Source organism: Paracholeplasma brassicae (assembly GCF_000967915.1).
GTDB lineage: Bacteria > Bacillota_I > Bacilli_A > Acholeplasmatales > UBA5453 > Paracholeplasma > Paracholeplasma brassicae.
In genome coordinates this window covers 1,470,158-1,494,010 of the sequence record NC_022549.1, presented here as the reverse complement: position 1 = coordinate 1,494,010, position 23,853 = coordinate 1,470,158, and the positions used below count along the sequence as shown (strand labels likewise).

Below are 23,853 nucleotides of genomic sequence, written 5' to 3'. Positions count from 1 at the left end.
AAAAAAATGGAAAAAGAAATTATTGTTAAAAGTACAACGGGATTACATGCAAGTCTTGCGGTAAAAATCGTACAAACGGCTTCAAAATATGCGGTAGAAATCGAACTACATTATCAAGATAAAGTAGTTGATTTGAAATCGATTTTAGGCCTAATGTCACTCGCGATTCCTCAAGGACAAAACGTGAGAATTGTTGCAACTGGTAAAAACGCAGAAGCAGCGATCAACGACATTGCGGCAATCTTAGAATAAGGGGATTATAATGAATAAATTACGTCGACCTGTCATTGCAGGTAACTGGAAAATGTTTAAAACGAGAGATGAAGCGTTACAATTTATTTACGCTATCAATCAGGAAGTACCTGAGGCATCTGCCGTTGAATCAATTATTTGTGCCAATGATGTGTTACTAAGATGCTTAGTAAAACGTCAAGGTGAAAACCTAAAGATTGGTGCTCAAAACATGCACTTTGAAGAAAATGGTGCATTTACAGGTGAAACCTCACCTTTAGTATTAGAAACAACGGGTGTCACATACGTCATCATCGGACATAGCGAAAGAAGAGCGATGTTCAACGAAACAGACGAAACCGTTAACTTAAAGCTAAAATCAGCAATTAAACATGATTTAACACCAATTGTTTGTGTCGGTGAATCATTAGAGGTTAGAGAAAACGGAACAACGGACGATGTGGTTAAACAACAAGTTGTTAAAGCATACGATGGTGTTGGTGCGGATGAAGCATTAAAATCAATCATTGCTTATGAACCAATTTGGGCGATTGGAACTGGTAAAACGGCAACGCCTGAACAAGCGGAAGAAACCATTAAAGCGATTAGAAATGTGTTAGTTTCTTTATATGGAAATGACGTCGCTTCAAAAGTACGTATTTTATATGGTGGTTCTGTAAACCCTAAAAACGTGGATGTTCTTCTACAACAAGAAAACATTGATGGGGCTCTTGTCGGTGGTGCATCACTAGACCCAATGAGTTTCTTAACACTTGTTAAAGCAGCTGTAAAATAAAAAATAACGTAAAAGAGAGGCAAAAATTGCCTCTCTTTATTTGTTTATTCAAGTTCTAAGTATTTTTTTTGCTCGATTCGTTTGATTTCTTTTGGAATCTCAAGTCTTAGTATGCCTTGATCAAATTTACCTTTGACGTCATTGATACTGACGTTTCCAACGTAATAGCTGCGTTTTAAGTTACCATAGTAGCGTTCTTGTCGGATGATTTTTCCATCCTTGGATTTTTCATCCTTTTCTTCTTTCTTGTTAGCCTCAACGGTTAAATAACCATCATCGATTGTGACTTTGACATCTTTTTTATCAAAGCCTGGCAATTCAATGTCTAGCAAGAAATGCGTGTCTGTTTCTTTGATGTCGGTTCTCATGATTGATTCATTGCTGAAGAATGGTGAGAGTCTAAATTCATCGAAGAAACCATCAAAAATGTCTCTTTGTCTTTTCAATAAATTAGTCATACAAATCCACCCCTTATTAAATTTATTGCGTACCATTGGAGGTACATCTATATATTACCACTATTATCTGGCACTGTCAAGTATAGAGTGCTAAAATTGAACGTATAAAAAATGATTTTCGGTTTTTAATATACAATAAGAATATCTGAGTAATGTGTTATAATATAAACAATAAATGAGGTGTTTCAAATGAAAAAAATCATCATAATAGGTGCAGGTGTTGGTGGACTTGCATCGGGCATCCGATTACTAAAAATGGGATTTGATGTTGAGATTTTTGAGAAAAACGAAAAAGTTGGCGGTCGTATGTATCAAATTGAAGAAAAGGGATTTAAGTTTGATGTGGGGCCGACGATTGTGATGATGCCTGAAATATACAATGAAATTTTTGAACTATCAGGAGTTGATCCTAAAGATTACATTGACATGAGTTTATTATCACCGATGTATGATATCCACTTCAAAGATCAGACAAAATTGAGAATCTCTACCGATTTGACACAGCTAGTTAGTCAATTAGAAAAAATAGACCCGAAAGATGCCCAGGGGTATCTAGCTTACCTTTCGGATGTCTACAAGCGGTTTTTAATTGCAAAAGAACACTTCCTAATGAAGTCTTATTCAAAACCAATTCAATTCTATAATCCAAAAAGCTTATATCATTTGCTTAGACTAAGAACGCTTAATAGCGCTTATGATTCAATTTCTTCATTTGTAAAAGATGAAAAATTGAGACAAGCATTATCTTTTCAAACTTTATACATTGGTGTATCACCATTTACAGGACCATCGATTTATACCATTATTCCGATGATTGAACTACTTTATGGTGTTTGGTATATTAAGGGCGGTATGTATGAGATGGCGAATCAAATGAAGCGACGATTTCTTGAAATGGGCGGTAAGCTCAGATTGAATGAGAATGTTAGCGAAATTTTAATTAAAGACAGATTGGCTTATGGCGTGGTAAGTAATGAAGAACACCATCATAGTGATATCGTGCTTACGAACGCTGATTTTCCATACGCAAACAGTGAGCTAATTAAAAATGAAAAAGATAAAGGGAAGTATACAACCAAAAAGATACATAAGATGTCGTATTCAGCATCAAGTCTTGTTATTTATTTGGGTTTAGATAAAAAATATAAAACTAACGTCCACACCCTTCGTTTTGCAAAAGATTTTAAGAAAAACATCAATGATTTATTTGAGTTTAATGTTCCAGAGGATCCCTCTTTTTACATGTACAGTCCCACTCAAGTAGATGAGACGTTATCACCAAAAGGAAAAGAAATCATTTATGTCTTAGTACCAGTGCCATCGCTTCATAAAGGGATGACTTCATGGAGTGAGGCGTTTCAGAAACAATACGTCAACGAAGTCTTAGATATGATTAGTCAAATTGATGAATTTAATGACATAAAAGATCACATCGAGGTCATGCGTGTATTCACACCAGATGATTTTAAGAAACAATTTAATCTACAATTTGGGGCTACGTTTGGACTTCGACCAGTCGTCACACAATCGCTTTACTTTAGACCACAAGCACGGTCGAAAACGGTTAAAAATTTGTATTTCGTCGGTAGTTCAAATCACCCTGGAGCGGGTGTGCCGATTGTTATGTTATCTGCGGATATCGTAACACGAGAAATAAAGAAAGATAGTGAAAAATAATGAACGGACTTGAACCGGTATTAATTATAATTGGCCTACTTATCTTTTTTCTTGTGATGGGCTATATCCTCTATTTGAGTATTGAACTAAGAAAAATTGAATACATCATTAAGGTCAATTCATTAACCTTTTATAAGGCGTTTTCAAGTTTAAAGTCTAGAAGACAGCGACACGCGGTTTACGCCGTTTATGCGTTTTGTCGCTACGCAGACGATCTTGCAGATGAATATAAAGACGAATTAGGTCTGATTAGGCTTAAAGAGCAATTAGATGACTATAAGAAAAGAAAAACAGCTAATACCCTTGTTTTTCGTGCGCTAAAGAGGTACACAAGAAGCTTCTATCCAAGTGATTACGACTATGAGCCGTTTTATCGGATGATTGAAGGTCAAATAAATGATATTCATTTTAAAGACATTGAAACCTTAGAAGAACTTTATACGTACTGTGATTTAGTTGCAGGTACCGTAGGACAAATGTTATTGCCAGTCCTTTCGCCCACTAACTACAAAGAGCTAAATGACTTTGCGATAGGCTTAGGTAGGGGGATGCAAATAACCAACATTTTAAGGGACATCAAAGAAGATAAAATCAAGAATAAACGTGTCTATTTACCTAAAACGATGTTAGATGCCTACGGATATCATAGAAAAGACATCGATCACAGTGTGATCAATGAGCCATTTATTGAACTATTTAAATCGCTTAGTAAAATCGCCTATGACTCCTATCAACAAGCACTTGATCAGCTAAACAGATTTGAGCCAGATATCACTAAACCACTCGGACTAGCAATCGTTTTATATCGAGGGATTTTGGACAAAGCAATTTTAATGAATTATGACGTATATTCGTGTAGAATAGTATTGAATAATCAAGAAAAAAGAGAAAAAATCGAACAGTTTTTACAATCTATAAAGGGAGAAAAGGAAAATGTACGCGAATAATTGGTTAGGTATTATTCTTTCTTATGTGCTTGTTTTTGTCATCATTGGGGTATCAACGGTGCTACAAAAAAAAGGGATTTTAAAAGATGAAGGGGCAAGAAAATTCATTCACATCGGTGTTTCAAATTGGTGGATTTTGGCAATGTTATTTTTTGATAACGTATGGTTTGCGATTGTACCACCAATTACATTTATTATTTTAAATTATGCGAGTTACAAAATGAACTTGATTAAATCGATGGAACGCAGTGGAAATGGTAATTTAGGTACCGTATATTTTCCGATTTCATTATTGATTTTGGTTATTGTGAGTTTTGGCTTACTTAAACAGCCAGAAATTGGAGCGATTGGTATTTTAATCCTTGGTTATGGGGATGGTTTTGCTGCTGTGATTGGTCAAAAATACGGCAAACACAAGCTGAAGTTTAACAAATCACTTGAAGGAAGTCTTGCGATGTTTGTTGCTTCACTTGTCGTGTCGCTGATCATATTATTCATCTATCAAGGTAATTCGGCATTTTATTTAGCGCCGCTCATTGCAATTTTAGCAACTGTGATTGAACTATACACACCTAAAGGGCTAGACAACTTGACGGTGCCCTTATCAAATTCATTGGTTTATTACTTATTACTATTAGGTATTTAAGGGGAATTTATGACAAAAGAACTACTGATTGGATTTTTATTAAGTTTTATTGTGGCATATATGGCCTACAAAAAACAATCACTTAATTTTAGTGGTTTTTTTGCTGCAGTGTTTTTTGGTACCATCATCTATGGATTCGGTAGTTATGTGATGTGGGGGTCTTTAATATCGTTTTTTGTTTCTTCGTCGATACTTACAAAAATTCACGATCAAAAGATGGGTTATAAGAGTGAGAAAGAGGGCAGAAATTATATCCAAGTTATTTCAAATGCTTCAATTGCCTCAGTCTTTGCTATCTTATACTACGTATCTAACAATCCATTATTGCTAATTGCAGGCATCGTTTCAATCGCTTCAAGTAACGCCGACACATGGGCAAGCGAAATCGGAGTTTTTTCAAAAGGAAAGACGGTTTCCATATTGACGTTTAAAGAAATTAAGCGAGGGGAATCGGGTGGCGTTAGTTTACTAGGAACAACGTCGTCATTAATTGGGGCACTTTGGATTGGATTGACTGCATTCGTCCTTCTAATAATTCATCGAAATGACCCACTATCAACGACGCTCTTATACGTATGGATGATCATCATTGGTGGATTTATTGGTTGTTTATTGGATTCGTATTTGGGTATACTTCTTCAAGCGAAGTATAAAGGTGAGCGTAGTGGTATTTTTTCTGAATCAAAGTATTTAAAAGGTGAAAAAGCAGTACTGATTTCTGGGTTTGTTTTCATAACCAATGACATGGTTAATTTTCTAAGTGCACTTTTTGCTTCTTTGGTTACTTTAATGGTCTACGCCTAGTGGTCATCAAGTGAACTACCCACCACTTAATAGAAGTGGGGGCTTCCTATCCAAACCAGCGTACCCGCCAGTGACTCAATAGGCTATCCCCGTAGTCCCTACGGTTCTTATTCATTTATAGCTGAAAAGCTAACTTATACTTTCTAAACCCTTCTTTGTTGATATTGATCGCTGCGTTATGATCTCTATCAAGATGTAACTCACAATTTGGACAATCATAGACTCTCTCAGATAACTTCAAATCTGTTTTGATGTCCCCACAACAACTACATCTCTTAGATGATGGATACCACTGATCCATCATCATCAGGCTTTTACCCTGTGTTTCTAACTTGTACTTTAAGAAGGATACAAATCTAGTCCAACCAAATCTAGATATCTGTTTGGCGTAATATGGATTTGTTTTAGACATCTCTATGAGATTCAAACCCTCGACACTCACTAATTCATAACGCTTGGCTATCGCGTTAGATAGTTTATGTAGGAAGTCATCTCTTTTATGTTTGATTCTTTCATATAACAAGGCGATTTCTAATGCCTTCTTATCATAGTTACTAGCCCCTTTGACTCTTCTAGATAAACTTCTTTGAAGGACTCTAAGTTTGTTAAAGTCTGTTTGTATGTCTTTAGGATAGTCCATCTTGAATCCTTCACTATCGACATAAAAATGAGTCATTGAGAAATCTAGTCCTATGGCATCTTTGACTACTTGTTTCTGAATCTCTTTTTGGTATTCATATAGAATAGAGACATAATACTTACCTGTACTACTCTTTGATACAGTTACGCTTTTGAGAATCATCTCACTCGGTATGGTTCTGTGTTGTTTGATCTTCACTTCACCCAGTTTAGGTAACTTGATATAGCCTTTTAATAGAACGATATTATGATTCACTAGATTGGTTGTATACCCATAGTCTTGTTTCTTAGAACGAAACTTTGGTCGTTCTTGTTTATGATTGAAGAACTGTTTAAAGGCTTTTTCTTGATTGAGTTGTGTATTAGCTAAAGATAACGAATCGACATCTTTTAAAAAGGGATAGTCATTCTTATACTGAGCTGGTGTAAGATGAAGGCTATTTTTAGTGAGTTCATAATGTCTCTGTTTATCTTCTAACATCTTATTCCATAAAAAGCGATTATGGCCTAAGGTCATATGAATCAAAGTCTTTTGAGATTCATTGGGATAGATACGAAACTTAAAGGCTTTGTTCATCTTTTTCACCCTGACTTTCGATATACTGTTTGATTACTTCAATCGGTGCACCACCCGAAGTTAACAAACAAAAACTTTGACTCCAAAAGTAAGACTGCCATAACTTGTTACGTACAGATTCAAACTCTTGTTTGATTAATCGAGATGAAGCGGATTTGTAAGCATTGATGAATTTGGATAATTCTGTTTTAGGATGACTTCTAAATAGAATATGAACATGATCAGAATCGTGATTCCACTCAATAAGTGTAATATGATAGTTAGAAGCGATATTTTCAAAAATATCTTTAGCGCGATTAGAGACTTCATCATTGAAGACTCGACGTCTATATTTGGTGACTAAAATCAAGTGATACCATAACATAAAGACTGAATGTGCGTTGGTGTCTAATTTTATCATAATAAGGCCTTCTTTCATATTACATACCAAGTGTATAATATATTTATATTATATCATATTTTATATATAATAATCAATCTCAAAAATAAAAAGAATCAATTCCTCCCGCTACCTGTAGAGCAAGGGGATTTCTTGATTGTGTTGTTAAATATGCTTTGTATAACAAGGCACCTGGTCCATATGAGCGTGAACTAGCTGCTTTTTTAGCCTCATATCTTATTTCTTGTAAAATGATAAAAAGATGTTATAATTTAAGTATGGAACCGGTTAACTTAATGAGGATGTGATCGAATGAATTACTTTGTAACAAGTGAACAATACATTAAAGATAAATACGACGTTGATGTGGTTAAAGATATCTTACTAGATAGAGAAGATCGAGCGATTTTATTGATGGATGCAACCAACAAAACAGATGTGTTATTTCATTTATTAAGCGGAAGTTTGTCGACATTGGGCTTAAGTGATGATAAAAAAACAATGAAGTTTGATGATTTTTATCTACTGATTGACTATGACAATAAATACGCGCAAATCAGCTCAAAAAAAGAAGTACAAAAGATACATCGATAGTGAGTTGTTTCGTTTTGCAGGAACATCGGATGTGACGTTTCCAATCATCAGTTCATTTGGACGTTTTTGGTTACGTTTTGTTATTTATCCAATTCGAAATAAAACGGATTTGTTTAGTGTCTTTGTTTATAATTTAACTGAATTAATGAATAAAGAAGAACTAAATTATGAGCGAACGCATAAAGATTCACTAACGGGTTTATTTAATCAATACACATTTGACTATCATTATGGGCTTCGTTATCAAAATGAAAATTTCCATGTCATGTATTTGGATTTAGATGACTTTAAAGAAATAAATGACCGATATGGGCATTTGGTTGGAAATGATTTTCTAAAAGCATTTGGTCAAGTACTAAAAAGCCAAGAGTGTGAACTCAATCATTTCTACCGCATTGGTGGTGATGAATTTGTTGGATTGTTGTTTTTGCCGGAACAAGATGTAAAACAAATGGCGCAAACCATCATCAATCGAACGAAAGAAATCAAGTTCAAGGGGATTCAAAGTAAAATTAGTGTTTCAATCGGTATATCTAAGTACGTTGATCAATTAGATCCGGTTAGAAAAGCAGATGAACTACTTTATGAAGTCAAGAGTAAAGGGAAAAACGATTATTTATTTGGATAAAAAAAAGTCCGAGCAGTTGTCTGCTTGGACTTTTAAATTATCTGTTGTAAAATTCAACGATTAATTGTTCTTTGATCTCTGGTAAGATTTCGTTTCTTTCAGGATATCTTACAAATGTACCAACCATTGTTGATTCATCGTAGGATACGAACTCTTTACGGATAACCATTGCTTGAAGTGCGTTTTGTACAACAACTAATGATTTAGATCCGTCACGTAAAGTGACCTTTTGACCAGGAACTAAGCGGTATGATGGAATATCCACTTTTTTACCGTCTACTAAGATATGACCATGGTTAACTAATTGTCTAGCTTGTGCTCTACTATTAGCGAATCCTAAACGGTAAACGATGTTGTCTAATCTTGATTCTAATAATCTCAAGAAGTTTTCACCGTGTACACCCTTAAGTTTCTTTGATTCAACGAAAGTCTTATGGAATTGTTTTTCAGAAACACCGTAAGTAAATCTTACTTTTTGTTTTTCTTGTAACTGAGTACCATAGTCGCTTAATTTGCTGCGACGTTGACCGTGTTGACCAGGTGCATAAGGACGACGTTGTAATTCTTTGCCAGTTTCAGAAATTGAATATCCTAAACGGCGTGAAATTTTCCATGATGGTCCTGTGTATCTACTCATAATTTTTTACCTCCTTATAGTTTTGGTGGTAAAAAATGCATTAATAACTACAAGGAGATCGACATTTCACTTTCACCTTAAAGCAGAAAGGTTACTTGTTGCCCCTGCTGGGATGTGATCTAATTCTTATAATTTAATTATTGCCTGCTTTTACCGACAAGTGATATTATATATCTTTATTTAAGAAATGTCAATCAAATTTGATAATACTTAAGTATTAGTTTTGAAATTTCCGTTAAAAACTGTTCGGTTTCTAAATCGAAACGGTTATGGATGGGACTATCGATATCAAACACACCGATTTTTACGCCATTTTTAATTAGTGGAATCACTAGTTCAGAGTTCGAATTCGAATCGCATGCTATGTGACCATCGAATTGATGAACATCAGCTACGTTTAATGTTTTTTCTTCTTTGAATGAGGTGCCACACACTCCTTTGCCAACTTCAATTTTAACACAGGCTGGTAGGCCTTGGAATGGACCTAAGATTAGATGGTTGTTTTCAAACAGATAGAAACCAGCCCAGTTTAAATCCTCAACGTAAGCTTTAACAAAGGCACTTGCGTTTGATAGCAATGAAATATTATTTTCAGATTCTTCAAATAAACCTGCGGCACTTTCTAGTAGTAATTGATTCATGGTTGTTCCTTCTTTCTTTTGGAATATTCTTATATATTATACCATTAGTGTCGAATAAATATGTTAAAATAGTTATGGTGATAATAAAATGAAATATACTAAGGTTTTAATCCGCTTTGGCGATTTAATGTTAAAGGGGAAAAACAAGCGTGTCTTTATTGAACGCATGATAGCAGCAATCAAATTAAATATAAAAGATTTAAACATCACGATGGATAAAAGACACGATCGCGTGTATTTAAATATCAATGAAGTTCAAGAAAGTGTTGTTAAAGAGCGATTGAATCGAATTGCTGGTATTGGTTCTTACAGCTTCGTCGTAGAGTGTGAATCAACCCTAGAGGCGATAAAAGAAGTCACAGTTGAGCTGTTAAATCAAAAAGCCAAACCAGGATCGACGATTAAGTTTGAAAGTAAGCGCGCAGACAAAAACTTTCCGTTCACGTCACAAGAAATTTCAAGGCACGTTGCTGGAATGGTTTTAAAGGCACTTGATGGCATTTACAAAGTGCAAATGATTAATCCGGAGATAACGGTCTATATTGAACTTAGAGAAGATAAGTCCTATGTTTACCTAGATTCAATCAAAGGTATGGGTGGCTTTCCTGTTGGGGTAGCTGGGAAAGGACTATGCTTATTAAGTGGTGGTATTGATTCCCCTGTAGCTAGTTATTTGGCAATGAAACAAGGCATTGAGAATGAAGGGATTCATTTTGAATCTACGCCAATGACTTCGATTGAATCGGCACAAAAAGTGCTGGATCTAGCCAAAAAAATTGCGATATTCGCACCAAGACATGAATACAAGGTCCATATGGTCCCTTTTTCGATTATACACGAACGTATTTTGACAGATATTTACGAACCTTATATGATTACAGTGATGAGACGTATGATGTTTCGTATTGCTGAAAAATTAGCTCTAAAGAGAAAAGCGTTGGTATTAATTACCGGTGAGTCGGTCGGTCAAGTGGCATCTCAAACACTCGATTCAATGAAAACCATTGAAGAAGTGACGACCATTCCAATTCTAAGACCATTAATTACTTACGATAAACAAGACATTGTAAGTATCTCAAAAATAATTGACACATATGACGTATCAATCCAACCATTTGAGGATTGTTGCACCGTCTATGTGCCAAAAGAACCAGCAACCAAACCGAGTGGGAAAAAAGCTGCCTACTATGAATCGTTTTTTGTTGGTTATGAAGCACTTATTGATCAAGTTATTGAACAAACAAGAACCTTCATTGTAACACCAACTTCAACGTTTGATTTGACGCTGCATGGGTTTACTGTTGAAGAGGCATGGGAGGCAATCAATCATGATTAGTTCAAGAGATAACGCAAGAATAAAATGGTTGTTTAAGCTTCAATCAAAAAAGTATCGAGACCAGTCAAACAGCTTTCTCGTATACGGAGAACACTCACTTGAAGAGGCAAAGAAAAATGGCTTTACGTTGGAAATTTATACATCTAATCCAAATAAAGAGGGATTATTGATTTCAGAAGAATTGATGAGGGAATTGTCCTTAACAGAAACACCTTCAGATGTGCTAGCCATTTGTAAGAAAAAAGAATACCCGACGCTGTCAAACAAGATTTTAATGCTTGATGATGTTCAAGATCCAGGAAATCTAGGAACACTTATAAGAAGTGCGGTCGGCTTTGGTTTTTCAACCATTATTGCGAGCCATCAAACCGTTGATTTCTATCATGAACGAACCATTAGAGCAACCCAAGGTAATATTTTTTACGCAAGTTTAATTAAAGCACCTCTAATTGAACGTATCGAACAGCTTAAAAAACTAGGTTACAAAGTTTACGCAACCTCTAGTTATGGGTCCCTGAAATTAAAAGAAATAATACCTAGTGATAAGTTAGTCCTTGTGCTTGGTAATGAAGGACAAGGAATCAAACAAGAAATACTCGATTTAGCAGACTATAAAGTAATGATTGAAACCAGTCACATCGAATCATTAAATGTTGGGGTAGCTGGTTCAATCATCATGTACGAATGGCAGGTGTGATTGAATGTCATATATCTCTGGATTCTTCGACTTAGAAAAATCAGGTCTTGAAGAACAACTACGCATTGCTAAAGAATTGGATATGAAATACATAGGTCTAAGAAAAATTGACGAAAAAATGATTCACGAATTAAGTGAATCAGACATTAAACGAGCAAATGAACTGTTAAAACAAAACAAACTCACTGTCTCGGTTGTTGAAATTTCATACGATCAATACCACATTTTAGAAGACGAAAGCTTCAGTATCATCGAAAAGGCATTTTCGAACGCAGATAATTTACACGCAAAAGTTGTGTCAATCAAATTACCTCAAATTGATGATTTTGATACGCAATCAACGATGTTACTGGACTGGATAAAAAAGGTCTATCAACTGACTAAAAAATCGAAGTTTGAACTTTCATTTAATTACAGAGAAGGTTACTTATCTGGGCATTTAGCGTATCTAGTATCGAACATAAAACAGATAAATTTCATCTACGATGGTACTATGTTTTATCAAAATCAGATTTCAACTACCACCGTATATCGATTACTAAGAAACGTTCTTTCAAGTGTTAAAATTAATGATATTACGAAGGATTTTGAAGCGTGTTTGATTGGTTTAGGTACTACAAACATCATTGACATAATTAAGAAGCTTAAAAGAGACAAGTTTAAGGGCTTTATTATGCTAGATAACAATCTAACTGACTATCTACAAAATAGAGATAAATCATATGAAAAAAAATCTATATTTGCATTTTTATCAAAGAAAAAAAGCAACAAAGAACGCTATTTAAAAATGGATTCTAAATTAGGGCTTAACCAAGAGAGTCAATTGACTTATGGTATGTTACTAAAAGCGGAAAAAACCATCATAGAAAAAATAATTGAGTAGTAGTTAATCGAAGGGATGATGACATGGGTTTTTGGGAGTTTTTAATTACTGAAATGATTTGGCATTTGGTGTTTATCGGTATGGGTATGCTGATAATTAGTGTTCTTGCAAATTTCTATTTTGAACGCACGTTTCATCGCCCGCTTATTCAAAAAGTTTTGAATGTGACCTCTAATTTTCTCGCGGTTACGGCAACACTTGTTTTTATCACGGCGTTAATCGCATCCGTTATTGAAAATATGCAACTCTATAATTGGATTATTCTTGGATTTATCGTGATAAGCTTAATTGTTTCAGTTAAAGTTTATAAGGGTGATTGATCATCTCTCACCACAAAAAAAAGCAACTAGTCGCCTAGCTGCTTTTTTTCTTAGATTTCGTCTTCTTCAGTTTCGTACAAATCAAATAGCGGTGTAGCACCTGGAACCTCAAGATAAAGTTTCGTTGTGTACATGATACCGTCTAAATGATCGTATTCGTGTTGGAACACAGTCGCAGGATAGCCATCCAAATCCATTTCTCTTAAAACAAAGTCATTGGACTGTAAATCATAAATATAGGCTTTCATGCGAATTGAAACGTATCTAGGTGTGATGCCTTCGGTTTCTCTATCAACCGATAAACAGCCCTCACCACCTGGAATATAAGTCATTTCTCTTGAATGGTGTGTGATGACTGGATTAACAACAATCATAGAATAGAGTTTTCCATCAAGATCGTGTACGTGCATTGCAAACATTCGTTTTGATACATTAATTTGTGGGGCAGCTAACCCTACACCAGCACGTAATCCGTACTTTTTGGCTAGTTCATCATCTTGTGAATTAATGACGTATTGAAGTAGTGAAAAGCCAAGGTTACGATCGGCAATCGAAACTGGAAGTTTGACAGGGGCTGCTTTTTTAGTTAGAGTCGGATGGCCTTCTCTAATGATATCTTTCATTAAAATCATGGATTAAACACCTCATAATAATTATATCATAAGTTGTTTCTAAGAAAACCGGATTGATTTCAAAAAAAACGGATGCAAGTTTAATAATGCGTAATAAAAATGTGTATTTTTTCTCTTTATTTTGACATTAAGCATAAAAAAAAGTATAGTTATAGTAGGGTGAAACTATGGATAGAATGGCAATCATATTTAAAGCATACGAAGTTGCAGACGAGATTAAGTCAAGTGAGACGTATCAAAATTTAATTAAACTCAAAATAGAAATCGATTCGAAGTATAAAGAAGAGATTATGGCATTTAAAAAAGCCAGCGATGCGTATAATACAATAATGGAGACCGGTGGGACTTACCACCCAGACTTCAAAGAAACCGTTAAACGTTTTGCGCTAGATAAGCGCGTTTTATTTGAAAAAGAAGAAGTGAAAAAGTACATTGAATTAGAGAGTTTAATCCAAAAAGAATTAGATGAAATATCTAGAACACTTGGTGAGATGGTTTCATCACACATCAAGACACCAAATGAATTTGGATTCACGAAAGAGGGAAGTTGTCATGCGCATTGATCGGATTTCATATATTGTGTATTATAAAAATAAAGAAGCCATTAAAAAAGTAGAACAATTAGACGTGAATGTGACTTATAACTCGACGCGGCTTAAGTTTCTAACGATTTATTTTGATCGTGCCAATGAAAAAGACATTAAACGTAAATTAGAACAAATGAAGGGAATCATAAGATATGAACCTTCGCTACTAGAGAATCAAAAAATAATTTTCGAAGTGTAAAGGAAAAATACTTGACATATAATTTTAAATCCGTATAATAAGACTAGATGTAAAAGGAGTTGAATAATATGGTAAAAATCAGATTACAACGTTTTGGTTCAAATAAAAAACCATTTTACCGTGTAGTTGCTGCTGACGTGACTTCACCAAGAGACGGAAAGTTTTTAGAAATCATTGGAACATATGATCCACTACAAACACCTGCTTTAGTGAATATCGATAAAGAAAAAGCTGCTAAATGGATTGCTAATGGTGCAAAACCAACTGAAACTGTTAAAAGTTTATTTAAAAAGTATTCTATCTTAGATAAGTAAAACCAAAGGGAGGGGAAAAAAATGGCTATAAATTATGATGTATTAATTAAAAACATGGTAACGCCATTAGTGCTTCACCCTGAGGATGTACTTGTTAAAACACTAGCGGATGATGGCAATGAATTAGCAATTCAAGTCCTAGTCCATGAAGATGACCTTGGTCGTGTGATTGGTAAAGGTGGAAAGATTGCTTCTGCCATTCGTACAATTGTGTATGCTGGTGCTTCTAAAGAAGGCAAGCACGTTCGCATTGATATTGATGCATTTTAAAAGGAGATAATATCTCTTTTTTTATTTTTAAAAAGGGACTATAATGTAGGTGGTGATACGATGAGTTATGAAATTGGAAGAATGATTAATACACACGGCATTCGAGGCGAAGTCAAAGTAAAAACGGATTCGGACTTTGATCGTTTTGTTGTGGGAAAAACAGTGTATTTGTTCGATAAAGAAGAAAAAAGAGAGTTTACGATTAAAGCTGTTAGGAAATTCAATCAAGGATTAATTATTAAATTTCAAGGGATTGATGACATTAATGACATCGAGTATTTGAAAGGTTCTTTAATCTATACTGATGAAAAACCAGTCTTAAAAGAAGATGAGTATCATTATAAAGACTTGATTGGCTTAAACGTCTATAATAAAAACAATGAATTGATCGGTATCGTTAATGACGTCATGGATGTGCCACAAGGGCACTTACTACAAGTTAAAACGAGCGAGAAGATGGTTTTAATTCCATTTGTAAGTGCATTTATTAAAGAAATTAATGACCAGTCAATTAAAATCGAAGAAATCGAAGGCTTGTTATGAGAATTGACATTATTACCATTTTCCCAGAAATGATTAAACCAATGTTCAACGAATCGATCATGAAGCGTGCAGTACTTCAGAATCTGATTGAAATCAATGTGATTGATTTAAGAGATTATAGTGTATTAAAACACAATAAAGTAGATGATACACCTTATGGTGGTGGGGCTGGGATGGTTTTACAATTTCCACCATTTTATTTAGCTTTAAAAAACCTTAGAAACGAACAAACACACGTCATGTTGACCTCGCCTAGGGGTAAAACATTCAACCAACAACGAGCAATCGAACTTCAACAAAAACAACACATTATTATTCTATGCGGTCATTATGAGGGCATTGATGAACGCGTTCACGACATGGTTGATGAAGAAGTATCGATTGGCGATTATGTTCTAACGGGTGGTGAACTTGCTGCAATGGTCATTACCGATGCATTAGCAAGACTTCAAGATGGCGTAATCAAGAAAGATTCTTATGAACAGGATTCGTTTCATATGGGATTACTAGAACACCCACATTACACCAAACCGTTTTCTTACGAAGGTAAGGAAGTTCCAGAGGTTTTGACTTCAGGAAACCATAAAGAGATTGATCGTTGGCGACGATATCAATCACTGAAACAAACATTTTTAAAACGTCCAGATTTATTAAACGGATTTCCACTTGATAAAGAAGATATTAAAATGCTTGAAGAAATCAAAAAAGAGTCGAATATTAAAGAATAAAAATAGAATCAAGAAAAAAGAAACAAAAAGACTTGATGTATTTCTATATCTATGATATAATTTCAAATGCCGTAAATCGGTAAAGCACAGTGGTCCGCTAGAGAATCCTTTATGAACACTGGAAGAGTAGGAGTGAATACAATGGCAAGAGCAAAAGGTCAAGCATTGATTGCTGAACTAACACAAGCATACATCAAGGAAGTTCCAACTTTCTATCCAGGTGATACTGTAAAAGTGTATGTAAAAATTAAAGAAGGTAACCGCGAACGTATCCAATTATTTGAAGGATTGGTAATTAAACGTCAAGGTGGCGGTATCAGTGAAACATTTACAGTACGTAAAGTTTCATACGGTGTTGGTGTTGAACGTACGTTCCCAGTGAACAGCCCATCAATTGACAAGCTAGAAGTTGCACGTAGCGGTAAAGTTCGTAGAGCTAAACTTAACTACATCAGAACACTTTCAGCTAAGGCGTCACGTATCAAAGAAAAACGTCAAAAGTAATTTTATTAAGATTGACAAACCAACCGCATTTGTGGTTGGTTTTTTCTTTCGGAATGTGAAAAAAATAACATGAATGAAAAAATTTTCATAATACGCTTGAAAGCCTTTACACGAAGTGTTATAATTAAATAGAAATTAAAGGAGTTGAGGGTATGAGTTCAAAAGTAACAATTTATGAAGTCGCACTAGCAGCTAGAGTATCATTAGCAACGGTTTCTAGGGTCTTAAATAACCCAGAAAAAGTGAAAGCAGATACGAAGGATCGTGTGCTAAGAGTGATTAAAGAATTAGGGTATCGACCAAATGCGATAGCAAGAGGTTTAGCGAGCAGAAAAACCACAACTGTGGGTGTTTTAGTCTCGGATATTACAAGAGCGAGTGTGGCTGAAATGCTAGCGGGGATTGCAGACATTGCTATGAAATATAGCTATTCTGTGAAGCTTTTTAGTGCGCACGATGATGTGAATGTAATTGACCTATTAAAAGAAATTGTCGCTGAACAAGTTGATGGGGTATTATTACTAAATGATGAACTTGATTTAGCACATATGAAGCAAATTAAAGATACATTAGAGGAAAATGAAATTCCGCTGGTGTTGGCTAACGTGGTTTACAACGATAAAAATGTACCAAGTGTTTCAATTGATTACGACAAAGCTGGGTATGAAATTACCAAGTTAATGATTGAAGCGGGGCGAAAAGATATTTATCTCGTCAGCACGGTTCGTAAATATTCTGTAAACGAACAAAAAGAACTCGGTTATTCAAGAGCCATGCAAGAAAGCAATCTTGAACCTAGAATCTTTAGAACAAGTGGAACAACTTCAGTTAATAGACAACATTTTGCAAGCTATTTTAGTGATAAAAAAGTCGATGGCGCCATTGGTGTGAGAGACTCGATTGCCGTCTCATTTATGAATATCATGAGTGAAGCTGGTAAAAAGATTCCTCAAGACATTTTAGTCAGTGGGTTCCAAAATACAAAATATGGTATTTTATCAAGACCGACCTTGACATCGATTGACGTCCCTGTGTATGACATCGGTGCCGTGGCAATGCGTTTATTAACAAAATTAATGAATAAAGAAGCGGTTGATCAAATTAAAATTATTTTACCGCATTACATTGTAAGAAGAGATTCGATGTAATAATCAGTCGATGACAAAAGAAAAGTAGTACTTAAGTGATGAATTTAGAGACTTCATGGTTGGTGAAAATGAAGCAAGCTTAATGACGAATTACACTTTTTGAGGCTAACAATTTAAACGAGGGCTAGTAGTGATACTAGAACTAAGGTGGTACCGCGAATGATTTCGTCCTTAGAATTAATTTTTTAAGGACGTTTTTTTATTTTTTAAATTAAGGAGAAGAAAAAATGACATTATATGATGAATTAGTTTGGCGTGGTTTTGTTAAAGACGTTTCAAACGAAGAAAAAGCAAAACAATTATTAAATGAAGATAAGGTGAAGTTTTATTGTGGGTTTGACCCAACCGGTCAATCATTAACTGTGGGTCACTTGGTTCAAATTGTTAGAATCATGTTGATTGCTAAATATGGCCATCACCCAGTGGTATTAATCGGCGGGGCAACCGGCCTAATCGGTGACCCGAGACAAACCTCTGAGCGTAAATTATTAACCCTTGAACAATCACTTGAAAATGCGGAAAAAATCAAAAAGCAAATTGGTCGTTTTCAAAAAGAGGCAACGTTTGTCAATAACAATGATTGGATTTCGAAGATTGACATGATTTCGTTTTTAAGAGATTATGGAAAGAACTTTAACATCAACTACATGCTTTCGAAAGAAACCGTTCAAGCAAGACTTGAAACAGGCATTTCCTACACTGAGTTTTCTTACATGATTATCCAAGCCATAGACTGGCTTCACTTGTATCAAACGATCGATTGTAAGATTCAATTTGGTGGCTCAGACCAATGGGGTAATATCACGACTGGTCTTGAATTAATCAGGAAAACCGTCGGAGACAAACATGATGCGGTCGCAATGAGTTCACCATTGTTGCTTAAGTCTGATGGCACAAAATTCGGTAAAAGCGAATCTGGTGCGCTTTGGTTAGATGAAACATTAACCTCTCCATACGAACTCTACCAATACTTCTTAAATACAGCGGATGATGATGTCGCAAATTACTTAAAAATGTTGACGTTATTAGACAAAGAAGAAATAGAATTATTAATCCAATCATCAATTGAAAAACCAGAAGAACGACTGGCTCAAAAACGACTGGCTTCTGAGGTAACAAAATTGGTGCACGGGGAAGAACAATTAAAACAGGCAATCAATGTCTCAAATTCACTTTTTAGCGGTGAATTCGGCAGTTTAACTATTGATGAGTTTAAAATGGCTCAAAAAGGGCTAGATAGTATTGAAAAAGATGAAATCAATATTCTAGACGCATTAATCGAATTAAAACTCGCACAGTCAAAACGTGAAGCAAGAGAATTTGTCAAAAACGGTGCAGTTTTAATTAATGACGAAAAGATTACCGATTTTGATTTTGTATTATCTAAGAATATAGGGTATTATAATACATATGCAGTAGTTAGAAGAGGCAAGAAAAAGTTCGCTTTAGTCGTCTTCAAATAGGAGGCATTTCTATATGGACATCATTTTATACAACCCACTCTCAAGAAATGGCAAAAGTAATGATGTAGTGTTGCGTTTGAAAGAAACGCTAGAAAAAGAACAAAGTAGTTACAGTGTACATTCGATATTTGAAATTCAAGACATTAATCAGTTTTTAAACGAATTAGACGGTGAGGATCGAGTCATTATCGTTGGTGGTGATGGTACCCTTCACCATTTAGCCAACAGCATTTATGATTACAACATCAAACAAGGTATTTATGTCTTAAAAGCGGGTACCGGCAATGATTTTATTCGAAGTTTGAATACAAAAGAGCAGTTAGTAAAAATCAATCCGTATATCTTTGATTTGCCAAGTGCAACCTTTAATCAAAAAAAGCACGTGTTCTTAAACTGTGCTGGCATGGGTGTGGATGCACGGGTATGTCACGTCGTTAATAATTCAAAGAAAAAGAAAAACGCCTTTAATTATTTTCGTAACGCAATCTCAAGTTTTGTTTCACATAAACCAAAACCAATTGAAGTAGAAATCGATGGCAAACAATTAAGCTTTAAAAAATGTTGGTTAGCGGTGGTGCTTAACTCAAAATACGCTGGTGGCGGGATGCGGTTTTCGCCTAAATCCAAACGTGAAGATGATTTGGTGGAACTCATGGTAATTGAACGTATTCCAAGGTTTTTATTATTCATTATTTTTCCAACCATTTATTTAGGGTGGCACGTGATTTTTAAACGTTACGTCAAAATGTATCAAGGAAAAGAAATTAAGTTATCGTTTAAGGAAGATGAATACTTACAGATGGATGGGGAATCCTTTTATCCGGTAAGAGAAATCACCATTAAGCGAAAACATTAGGGAGGAAATACAAATGATCTATGAAAAGGAAATTCAGTTAAACACCACACTCGATAAGGTCAAACGATTCTTGCTTGATTATGAAACCTATCAAGATTGGCAACCAACGTTTCGTGGCTATAGTGTTATCAAAGGTAGACCTGGAAGAACTGGGTTTATCGGTATTCTAAACTATAAAAACAACGAATCGGTGATGCAAATGAAAGTAACCATTGATCAAAACAAGTTACCAGAGTATTTAGTAGAAACGTATGAAATGGATAACGTATATAATCGTTGTGTGAATCATTTTATTGAAAAAGACGGCAAAATCATTTGGCAAATGGCGGTATTCTTTGAACTCGATGAATCATCTAACATTCATCAAGAAAAATTTGAAAACGGCACACTTGCGAGCATGAATGCGTTTAAAACGTTTATTGAAAATGTCATGTAAATAGTAAAAACAGTTAGACTAACCAATGTTAGCTAACTGTTTTTTCTTTATTTACGGCGATTTAAGCCTAAACGTTTGTAGACTTTTTGAATTTTCTTATAAGCGATGTTTCTAGCGTTGTCTCTGCCTTGGTCTAGCACGTCATCAAGTGCTTCTGATTTTAGAAGTGCCTGATACCGTTCTTGAATCGGTCTTAAATAATCAACGACTTTAGTCGCTAAATCTTCTTTAAATACTTGGTAAGTTTTACCCTCGTAAAGGGTTTCGATTTGTATGATTGGTACATCGGTCACTAATGAGTAAATCGTTAATAGATTTGAAATGCCGGGTTTATTTTTTTGGTCGTAGCAGATGGTCGTATCTGAGTCCGTCACTGCCGATTTAATCTTGTTTTTTACAGCGTTTAAATCATCTAGTAAGTAGATGACTGACTTTGGATTTTCATCGCTTTTGCTCATCTTTTTTGTTGGGTCCGTAAGACTCATAATCTTACCGCCTACCTTAGGTATGTAAGGGTTTGGGACGATAAATGTATCGCCGTGTTGAGCGTTAAAGCGTAGGGCTAAATCTCTGGTTAATTCGAGGTGTTGTTTTTGATCATCACCCACAGGTACAATGTCTGCGTCATATAGAAGAATGTCTGCGGCCATTAATGCCGGATAAGTGAGTAATGCGGTACGAATGCCAGCGGTTTGTTTTTGTTTTTTATCTTTGTATTGTGTCATTCGTTCAAGCTCAGGAACGTAAGCCGTTGTTTCCATCACATAACCGAGCTGATTGTGTTCGATGACTTCCGATTGGACAAATAGATTAACCTTCTTAGGATCAAGACCACACGCCAAATAAATAGCAGCCAAACTTCGGATGTTTTGTCTTAATTTTGTTTTGTCTTGAGGCACAGTAATTGAATGAAGATCAGCAATAAAAATGAAGAATTCGGTGTCCTTCAATTCGTCTTGCAAGTTGATAAATTGTTTAATTGCTCCTAGGTAATTACCAAGTGTTAATTGGCCAGAGGGTTGAATGCCTGATACGAGTCTCATGTGTATAATCTCCTTTTAAAAATAAAAAAACGTCCTTAGAAATTAATCTAAGGACGAGTATCTCGCGGTGCCACCTTAGTTCTAGTCTAGTGACTAGCCCTTTATCTTTTTTGTTGTACTCCATAGGCCCATTCGGTTAACTTAGACTATTTGGCTTTCACTACCCCAAATTCGCTTTTTAAGACATTGGTTAACTTACTATTCTACTTCAACGTACAGTTGTATTTTAACGAATTGATATCAATTTGTCAAATTAGGAATTTAAGATTTCTTCTAATTGGTCAATCAAACCATTAAAGCGATCGATGACAGCTAAGAAAGTATCTTTATTAGTTAAATCAGCACCACCAACTTTTGCTTCATCAACCGGGTACATAGAGCCACCAAGTTTTAACATCTTAATGTAGTTTGCCATGGCGTCTTTTTTACCAGCTTTTACATCACTGTAAATCTTTAGTGAAGCGGCATAGCTTGTTGAGTATTGATAAACGTAGAATGGGGTGTGGAATAAGTGTGGGATGTATGCCCAAACGTATTGTTTACCGTCTTCTTTTGTGATATCAATGTCGTAATAATGTTTGTATAAGTCAATCATGATTTTTGATAATTGCTGTTCATTGACCGGAATGCCTTTTTCGACCAACTCGTTTGCTAAAAACTCATAGGTAGCGAACAAGGTTTGACGATAGAAGGTTGCCATGATACCGTCAATTTCTTTTTCAATGATTGCGATTTTTTCTTCTTTTGTGGTTGCTTTACTTAAGATATAATCAGCAAGGACGCGTTCGTTAAATGTCGATGCGATTTCTGCAACAAAGATCGTATAATCAGCGATTGCCATTGGTTGAGCCTCATTTGAGAAGATGGTGTGCGCTGAGTGGCCAGCTTCATGGGCAAGTGTGAAGACACTATCGAGGGTTTCATCATGGTTTAGTAAGATGAATGGGTGATACCCATAAAAACCACTTGAATATGCCCCGGTACGTTTGCCATCTTTCGGATTGACATCGACATAACCTTCATCGAGTGCGGCAATTTCATTTTTAACAAACTCAGGGTCATAAGATTTAATTGCTTCAAAGAACATTTCTTTGGCATCTTCGTATGGGTATTTGATTTCAGCATTTGTCAATTGTAAGAAACGATCATAGGTATGATAAGTCTCTAGTCCTAAGTGTTTCTTTCTTAATTCAATGTAGCGTTTGACGGGTGCTGTGTTTTCATAAGCAACGTCTTTTAGGTTGTGAAAGACCGATAGAGGGATGTTGTTACCTTCTAATCTGGATTCAAGGGCGGATTTATAGCCTCTTGATTTATAGGTTGCTGCCATGTTTTGTAACACGAGGTTATAAACGTTGGCAAACGCATTTTTATTCTCTTTGTAACGTTTAAATGCGGCTTCAAAAACGAGACGTCTGTCATCAGCATTCTTTAGTATTGGTAAAATTGAACGATAGTTTGATGTGTTAATTACAACACTTGAACCATCCGAAAGTTTGACCGTCTCATCGCTACGATCACCAATCGATAGCGCATTATAAAGTGAGGTAGGTACACTCGATAGTGGGCCAAAGTTTGATAATAAACGTTCGTTGTCATCACTTAGGACGTGTGCTTGTTGTTTAAATAGTTTTTGCATAGGAAACGTATAAGGTTTCAAACGTTCGTCTCTAGTACAAAATTCTAAGATGGTTTTCTCACCAACGGAAATCACTTCAGGTGAGAAAAAAGAAGTGGCTTGGTTTAATTTCGATAAACGAAGTAAAACGGCTTGGTATTTTGAACCAGTTTCACCATCTTTTAAGTTTAAGTCTGCCGCTAGGTGTGCGTAAGGGTAAACTTTGTATAAAACTTGGATCATTTCCTCCTCAAGGAGAATATAGTTCTTAAACGATTCAAATTCGTGTAAATGACCTTTAAATTTTGAAAATTCTTCAATTTTGGATTCGAAAAGCTCAAGGTCTTTTTGCCATTCGTCAAAATTGTTATAAAATATTGATAAATCCCATGTATTCATATGTTCATTCCTTTCTAGTATTAGTAATATTATAACTTATGATAACTTTCTGTCAAGTTTTAATGATTCGGATGTCTTAGAAAACACATAATTCGATTGAATACAATTGAAATCGCTTTCTTTTATTGATATTATTTTTAAATAGTAGTATAATTAAAACGCAATCAAAATCGATTGTACACAATGTGCTATAGGATAATACCTATGCCCAAAAGGGGGAAAG

Annotated in this window: 31 protein-coding genes; 23 read left to right on the top strand and 8 right to left on the bottom strand. The window is 35.2% G+C overall.

Annotation, left to right across the window (positions count from 1 at the left end; translation table 11 throughout):
• The first annotated feature begins 6 nt into the window (after positions 1-6).
• Both BN853_RS07065 and tpiA read left to right on the top strand, forming a co-directional pair.
• Complete coding sequence (locus BN853_RS07065; RefSeq protein ID WP_030005260.1) at positions 7-252, top strand: HPr family phosphocarrier protein; 246 nt, start codon at positions 7-9, stop codon at positions 250-252.
• Positions 253-262: 10 nt separating this feature from the next.
• The gene (tpiA, locus tag BN853_RS07060; protein ID WP_030005259.1) at positions 263-1,027 is read left to right on the top strand and encodes a triose-phosphate isomerase; all 765 of its coding nucleotides are present in this window, start codon (positions 263-265) and stop codon (positions 1,025-1,027) included.
• A gap of 44 nt (positions 1,028-1,071) precedes the next feature.
• Here tpiA and BN853_RS07055 read toward each other — a convergent pair whose 3' ends face one another.
• Positions 1,072-1,485: an Hsp20/alpha crystallin family protein gene (locus tag BN853_RS07055; RefSeq protein WP_030005258.1), complete on the bottom strand. Its 414-nt coding sequence runs from the start codon at positions 1,483-1,485 to the stop codon at positions 1,072-1,074.
• 189 nt (positions 1,486-1,674) lie between these two features.
• Between BN853_RS07055 and BN853_RS07050 the strand changes: the two genes are divergently transcribed.
• Genes BN853_RS07050 through BN853_RS07035 form a run of 4 tightly spaced genes read left to right on the top strand, consistent with a single transcriptional unit; the run spans position 1,675 to position 5,559 of the window.
• Positions 1,675-3,162 (top strand): phytoene desaturase family protein, encoded by a 1,488-nt coding sequence (locus tag BN853_RS07050; protein WP_030005257.1) that lies wholly within the window; start codon positions 1,675-1,677, stop codon positions 3,160-3,162.
• On the top strand, positions 3,162-4,109 hold the full coding sequence (locus tag BN853_RS07045; protein WP_030005256.1) for a phytoene/squalene synthase family protein: 948 nt from the start codon (positions 3,162-3,164) through the stop codon (positions 4,107-4,109). Before BN853_RS07050 ends, BN853_RS07045 begins: the two co-directional genes overlap by 1 nt.
• On the top strand, positions 4,096-4,755 hold the full coding sequence (locus BN853_RS07040) for a diacylglycerol/polyprenol kinase family protein (protein WP_030005255.1): 660 nt from the start codon (positions 4,096-4,098) through the stop codon (positions 4,753-4,755). The genes BN853_RS07045 and BN853_RS07040 overlap by 14 nt, the downstream gene beginning before the upstream one ends.
• Positions 4,756-4,764: 9 nt before the next feature.
• A complete protein-coding gene (locus BN853_RS07035) occupies positions 4,765-5,559 on the top strand; it encodes a DUF92 domain-containing protein (RefSeq protein ID WP_030005254.1) in 795 nt (264 codons plus the stop codon).
• A 115-nt stretch (positions 5,560-5,674) separates the two neighbouring features.
• On the opposite strand, the gene BN853_RS07030 is transcribed toward BN853_RS07035, so the two are convergent.
• Positions 5,675-6,775 (bottom strand): RNA-guided endonuclease InsQ/TnpB family protein, encoded by a 1,101-nt coding sequence (locus BN853_RS07030; RefSeq protein ID WP_030005253.1) that lies wholly within the window; start codon positions 6,773-6,775, stop codon positions 5,675-5,677.
• Positions 6,759-7,172, bottom strand: coding sequence for an IS200/IS605 family transposase (gene tnpA / locus BN853_RS07025; protein ID WP_052591491.1), 414 nt, complete (start codon positions 7,170-7,172; stop codon positions 6,759-6,761). The genes BN853_RS07030 and tnpA overlap by 17 nt, the downstream gene beginning before the upstream one ends.
• A gap of 294 nt (positions 7,173-7,466) precedes the next feature.
• Between tnpA and BN853_RS07020 the strand changes: the two genes are divergently transcribed.
• Together BN853_RS07020 and BN853_RS07015 are read left to right on the top strand one after the other, a co-directional pair.
• On the top strand, positions 7,467-7,748 hold the full coding sequence (locus BN853_RS07020; protein ID WP_030005251.1) for a hypothetical protein: 282 nt from the start codon (positions 7,467-7,469) through the stop codon (positions 7,746-7,748).
• Complete coding sequence (locus tag BN853_RS07015; protein ID WP_084232962.1) at positions 7,690-8,376, top strand: GGDEF domain-containing protein; 687 nt, start codon at positions 7,690-7,692, stop codon at positions 8,374-8,376. Before BN853_RS07020 ends, BN853_RS07015 begins: the two co-directional genes overlap by 59 nt.
• A 37-nt stretch (positions 8,377-8,413) precedes the next feature.
• Here the strand turns inward: BN853_RS07015 and rpsD are convergent, their stop codons facing one another.
• Both rpsD and BN853_RS07005 read right to left on the bottom strand, forming a co-directional pair.
• Positions 8,414-9,013: a 30S ribosomal protein S4 gene (gene rpsD, locus BN853_RS07010; protein ID WP_030005249.1), complete on the bottom strand. Its 600-nt coding sequence runs from the start codon at positions 9,011-9,013 to the stop codon at positions 8,414-8,416.
• A gap of 194 nt (positions 9,014-9,207) precedes the next feature.
• Complete coding sequence (locus BN853_RS07005; RefSeq protein WP_030005248.1) at positions 9,208-9,654, bottom strand: GAF domain-containing protein; 447 nt, start codon at positions 9,652-9,654, stop codon at positions 9,208-9,210.
• A gap of 88 nt (positions 9,655-9,742) precedes the next feature.
• Here BN853_RS07005 and thiI point away from each other — a divergent pair, with 88 nt between their 5' ends.
• Genes thiI through BN853_RS06985 form a run of 4 tightly spaced genes read left to right on the top strand, consistent with a single transcriptional unit; the run spans position 9,743 to position 12,890 of the window.
• Positions 9,743-10,990, top strand: coding sequence for a tRNA uracil 4-sulfurtransferase ThiI (gene thiI / locus BN853_RS07000; protein WP_030005247.1), 1,248 nt, complete (start codon positions 9,743-9,745; stop codon positions 10,988-10,990).
• On the top strand, positions 10,983-11,687 hold the full coding sequence (locus tag BN853_RS06995; RefSeq protein ID WP_030005246.1) for a TrmH family RNA methyltransferase: 705 nt from the start codon (positions 10,983-10,985) through the stop codon (positions 11,685-11,687). Before thiI ends, BN853_RS06995 begins: the two co-directional genes overlap by 8 nt.
• A gap of 4 nt (positions 11,688-11,691) precedes the next feature.
• Positions 11,692-12,570 carry a hypothetical protein gene (locus BN853_RS06990; RefSeq protein WP_030005245.1) on the top strand — a complete coding sequence of 293 codons (879 nt, stop codon included), beginning with the start codon at positions 11,692-11,694 and terminating at the stop codon, positions 12,568-12,570.
• A 23-nt stretch (positions 12,571-12,593) separates the two neighbouring features.
• Complete coding sequence (locus tag BN853_RS06985) at positions 12,594-12,890, top strand: hypothetical protein (RefSeq protein ID WP_030005244.1); 297 nt, start codon at positions 12,594-12,596, stop codon at positions 12,888-12,890.
• Positions 12,891-12,940: 50 nt separating this feature from the next.
• On the opposite strand, the gene BN853_RS06980 is transcribed toward BN853_RS06985, so the two are convergent.
• Complete coding sequence (locus BN853_RS06980; RefSeq protein WP_030005243.1) at positions 12,941-13,522, bottom strand: peptide deformylase; 582 nt, start codon at positions 13,520-13,522, stop codon at positions 12,941-12,943.
• A 167-nt stretch (positions 13,523-13,689) separates the two neighbouring features.
• On the opposite strand from BN853_RS06980, the gene BN853_RS06975 reads away from it, so the two are divergent.
• The 11 genes from BN853_RS06975 to BN853_RS06925 all read left to right on the top strand — a co-directional run bounded on the left by BN853_RS06975 (position 13,690) and on the right by BN853_RS06925 (position 20,570).
• On the top strand, positions 13,690-14,085 hold the full coding sequence (locus tag BN853_RS06975) for a YlbF family regulator (RefSeq protein WP_030005242.1): 396 nt from the start codon (positions 13,690-13,692) through the stop codon (positions 14,083-14,085).
• On the top strand, positions 14,075-14,308 hold the full coding sequence (locus tag BN853_RS06970; RefSeq protein WP_030005241.1) for a DUF2129 domain-containing protein: 234 nt from the start codon (positions 14,075-14,077) through the stop codon (positions 14,306-14,308). The genes BN853_RS06975 and BN853_RS06970 overlap by 11 nt, the downstream gene beginning before the upstream one ends.
• A gap of 68 nt (positions 14,309-14,376) precedes the next feature.
• Positions 14,377-14,622 carry a 30S ribosomal protein S16 gene (gene rpsP / locus BN853_RS06965; protein WP_030005240.1) on the top strand — a complete coding sequence of 82 codons (246 nt, stop codon included), beginning with the start codon at positions 14,377-14,379 and terminating at the stop codon, positions 14,620-14,622.
• A 21-nt stretch (positions 14,623-14,643) separates the two neighbouring features.
• Positions 14,644-14,892, top strand: coding sequence for a KH domain-containing protein (locus BN853_RS06960; RefSeq protein ID WP_030005239.1), 249 nt, complete (start codon positions 14,644-14,646; stop codon positions 14,890-14,892).
• A gap of 60 nt (positions 14,893-14,952) precedes the next feature.
• Positions 14,953-15,435, top strand: a complete 483-nt coding sequence (rimM, locus tag BN853_RS06955) for a ribosome maturation factor RimM (RefSeq protein WP_030005238.1) — start codon at positions 14,953-14,955, stop codon at positions 15,433-15,435.
• Positions 15,432-16,163, top strand: a complete 732-nt coding sequence (gene trmD, locus BN853_RS06950; RefSeq protein WP_030005237.1) for a tRNA (guanosine(37)-N1)-methyltransferase TrmD — start codon at positions 15,432-15,434, stop codon at positions 16,161-16,163. Before rimM ends, trmD begins: the two co-directional genes overlap by 4 nt.
• A gap of 141 nt (positions 16,164-16,304) precedes the next feature.
• Positions 16,305-16,667: a 50S ribosomal protein L19 gene (gene rplS, locus BN853_RS06945; RefSeq protein WP_030005236.1), complete on the top strand. Its 363-nt coding sequence runs from the start codon at positions 16,305-16,307 to the stop codon at positions 16,665-16,667.
• Between the two features lie 152 nt (positions 16,668-16,819).
• Complete coding sequence (locus BN853_RS06940; RefSeq protein ID WP_030005235.1) at positions 16,820-17,815, top strand: LacI family DNA-binding transcriptional regulator; 996 nt, start codon at positions 16,820-16,822, stop codon at positions 17,813-17,815.
• Positions 17,816-18,042: 227 nt separating this feature from the next.
• Positions 18,043-19,278: a tyrosine--tRNA ligase gene (gene tyrS / locus BN853_RS06935; RefSeq protein WP_030005234.1), complete on the top strand. Its 1,236-nt coding sequence runs from the start codon at positions 18,043-18,045 to the stop codon at positions 19,276-19,278.
• Positions 19,279-19,291: 13 nt separating this feature from the next.
• A complete protein-coding gene (locus tag BN853_RS06930; protein ID WP_030005233.1) occupies positions 19,292-20,134 on the top strand; it encodes a diacylglycerol/lipid kinase family protein in 843 nt (280 codons plus the stop codon).
• Positions 20,135-20,147: 13 nt separating this feature from the next.
• The gene (locus BN853_RS06925; protein WP_030005232.1) at positions 20,148-20,570 is read left to right on the top strand and encodes an SRPBCC family protein; all 423 of its coding nucleotides are present in this window, start codon (positions 20,148-20,150) and stop codon (positions 20,568-20,570) included.
• A 47-nt stretch (positions 20,571-20,617) separates the two neighbouring features.
• On the opposite strand, the gene trpS is transcribed toward BN853_RS06925, so the two are convergent.
• Together trpS and pepF are read right to left on the bottom strand one after the other, a co-directional pair.
• Positions 20,618-21,613 carry a tryptophan--tRNA ligase gene (gene trpS / locus BN853_RS06920; protein WP_030005231.1) on the bottom strand — a complete coding sequence of 332 codons (996 nt, stop codon included), beginning with the start codon at positions 21,611-21,613 and terminating at the stop codon, positions 20,618-20,620.
• Positions 21,614-21,866: 253 nt separating this feature from the next.
• The gene (gene pepF, locus BN853_RS06915; RefSeq protein WP_030005230.1) at positions 21,867-23,630 is read right to left on the bottom strand and encodes an oligoendopeptidase F; all 1,764 of its coding nucleotides are present in this window, start codon (positions 23,628-23,630) and stop codon (positions 21,867-21,869) included.
• Positions 23,631-23,853 lie beyond the last annotated feature (223 nt).